This is a genomic window from Synechococcus sp. 1G10 (assembly GCF_002252625.1).
Lineage (GTDB): Bacteria > Cyanobacteriota > Cyanobacteriia > PCC-6307 > Cyanobiaceae > Regnicoccus_A.
Genome location: NZ_NQKW01000052.1, coordinates 1 through 2511 on the forward strand (window position 1 = coordinate 1; position 2511 = coordinate 2511).

The window sequence follows — 2511 nt, forward strand, 5'->3', positions numbered from 1 at the left end:
CCTCAGCCACCGGCTGCCGGGCAGCCGCTCCAACGAACTGCTGGGAGAAGCCGTCAAGGAGATCCTGCGCAGCCCGGCCTACGAGCGGATCATCCCCAGCGGCATCAGCCCGGTGGTGTGGGCCACGGGCTACCTGGAGCGGCATCAGCAGGGTTCAGAGCAGGTGCAATCGAGGCGGAACTGACCCGTTCCCGCGGAGTCCTGGCCTGGGTGCTGGAGGATCCGCCTGCCAGGATCACCTGCCCCTTCAACAACCACCTGCCCGGCAACTAAGCATTCGGCTTCCCTCATTTCCGCCAGGTGCCCACTGTGGACGGGCATGAACACCGCAGCCACCCAAGCGCCTGGCCCTCCCCAGGTTCACCTGGCCTGGCCCCCATCGCTGCAAGCGGGTGAGAGGGGAGATAGGTTCATCGTTCGACCGGCTGTTCGATGCACTGGCCTCTGGCCCTATTTGATGGGACCTTCAGCACCACAGCCCTTCAGGAGCTTCTGCACACCTGGGGCTACGGGCTGGTGTTCGCGGCCATGCTTCTGGAGAATGCTGGCGTTCCCCTGCCGGGGGAGACCGTCACCCTGCTGGGGGGCTACGCCGCCGGCAGCGGCCAGCTTGATGTCTTCGGTGTGATTGCAGCGGCGGTCAGTGGCGCGATCCTGGGGGACAACCTGGGCTACTGGGTGGGGCGAAGGGCTGGCTGGGGGTTGGTGCTGCGTGTGGGCAGACTTCTGCGTCGCTCCCCGGAGCAGTTGGAGACCCTGCGAGACAGCTTTCTGCGCCATGCGGGCAAGTCGGTGCTGCTTGGTCGTTTCGTTGCGGTCCTGCGGGTGCTGGCTGGGCCCCTGGCCGGGGCGGTGCGCATGCCCTATGGCCGCTTCCTGGTCTTTAACACTTTGGGGGCGGTGCTCTGGGCCAGTTCGATGGTGAGCCTCGCCTGGCTCGGCGGGCGCTGGGTCCCTTTCGAGCGCATGGTTCGGGGTGTGGTGGAGTTCGGCATCGGTGCCCTGGTGCTGATCTTCCTGCTGGTGGTGGTACCAAGGTTTATGGCCCGCTTCGAGCAGCCCCAGCTCGAGAAAGAGGGCTAAGAACCCTCCACCTGAGGCCTCACGCCCAGATGGTTGTTGACCTTTCCCTGCGAGCTCCCGATGCGGTATCTGCGTTATCTCCTGATTCCGCTGGCGTGCTGTGCGGGCGGACTGGCAATCGTGTTCGGGCTGCAGGGTCTGGAAGCGGCCTGGATCACCCTGGTGCTGTTGCTGCTGGAGATCTCCCTTTCCTTCGACAACGCTGTGGTCAACGCCCGGGTGCTGGATCAGCTCTCCCCAGGCCAGCAGCGTTTCTTCCTCACCTGGGGCCTGGTGATTCCTGTGTTTGGCGTGCGTTTCGCCGGCCCGTTGGTGATGGTCTCCCTGGCAGGCGGAGTCGGCATGGGGGAAGCCCTCGAGGCGGCGCTGCGCCAGCCCGCCCGGTACCGCGCTCTGCTGGAGCTGGCTGAACCACGGATCCTGGCCTTTGGCGGAATGTTCCTGCTGATGGTGTTCCTGCGCTACTTCTTTGATGAGGCCAAGACCCTGCATTGGGTCCGGCCTCTGGAGCGGCGTCTCAGCGCAGCCGGTCGTATCGAAGCGCTCGAGGTGGCCCTGGCCCTGAGTCTGCTGCTCATCCTTGCCGCCATGCTCCCTGCCGAATTGAGGGCCGAGGTGATGATCAGCGGCGTGATCGGCCTGGTGCTGCAGTTGCTGAGCACATCATTGGCGCAAGCCTTCGGGGATGAGGAACAGGCCGGGGCCAGGCTGGCAGCCGGTGGCGGGCTGGTCAGCCTGCTGTACCTGGAGCTTCTCGATGCCTCCTTCAGTCTGGACGGCACCATCGGGGCCTTCGCCATCACCCAGAACCTGGGGTTGATCCTCACTGGCCTGGGGCTGGGTGCCCTGTTCATCCGCTCCCTCACCCTGATGCTCAGCCGCGAGAAGGCCCTGGATCAGCTGGTGTACCTGGAGCATGGCGCCCACTACGCCATCGGTTCCCTGGGGCTGCTGATGCTGTCCGGCATCGTGCTGGCGCAGCACCATCTGCATCTTCCCGAATGGGTCACCGGCCTCATCGGCATCGTGCTACTTCTCCTTTCGCTCGCCGATTCCCTTCGGCAACGTGGATTCCCTCGTCACTCACGCTGAAGCGGGAAGCCTCAGCCCCTGAGCGCTCGCCGTCGCCTGGCCAGTTCGCCACGCCCTGCGTCAGGTCATGGGCCGAGCATGTGGCGTGCGGGCCGGGTTTGACACACCCTTCTGGGCCCCAGAGCATCAACGCCAACGGTTCCATCCTTCGGATACCCCCGTTCTCCCATGGTCTTCGAATCCTCCCGCTCCTACATGTTGCTTTCGGTGGCCGCTGCGGTGGCCACGATCGTCCTTATGAGTTCGCTGAAAAACTCAGCCAGCTCTGCGAAAATGGGACAACTGCACAGACGTTGATGCGAGGCCAACAGGAGCGCAGCGGCTCTCTGTTCTCCT

2 protein-coding genes and 1 pseudogene are annotated in these 2511 nt (G+C 64.7%); all 3 read left to right on the top strand.

The window, feature by feature from the left end:
* Positions 1 to 184: pseudogene (locus CJZ82_RS18555) on the top strand (hypothetical protein); the annotation flags it as partial.
* Positions 185 to 432: 248 nt separating this feature from the next.
* Positions 433 to 1083 carry a DedA family protein gene (locus CJZ82_RS17365; protein ID WP_094556981.1) on the top strand — a complete coding sequence of 217 codons (651 nt, stop codon included), beginning with the start codon at positions 433 to 435 and terminating at the stop codon, positions 1081 to 1083.
* 60 nt (positions 1084 to 1143) lie between these two features.
* Positions 1144 to 2175 (top strand): DUF475 domain-containing protein, encoded by a 1032-nt coding sequence (locus CJZ82_RS17370; protein ID WP_094556982.1) that lies wholly within the window; start codon positions 1144 to 1146, stop codon positions 2173 to 2175.
* Positions 2176 to 2511 lie beyond the last annotated feature (336 nt).

Bases quoted from the DNA above. Each gene is read 5' to 3' on its own strand.
- CJZ82_RS17365 (WP_094556981.1), top strand. From the start codon at position 433: ATGCACTGGCCTCTGGCCCTATTTGATGGGACCTTCAGCACCACAGCC.
- CJZ82_RS17370 (WP_094556982.1), top strand. From the start codon at position 1,144: ATGCGGTATCTGCGTTATCTCCTGATTCCGCTGGCGTGCTGTGCGGGC.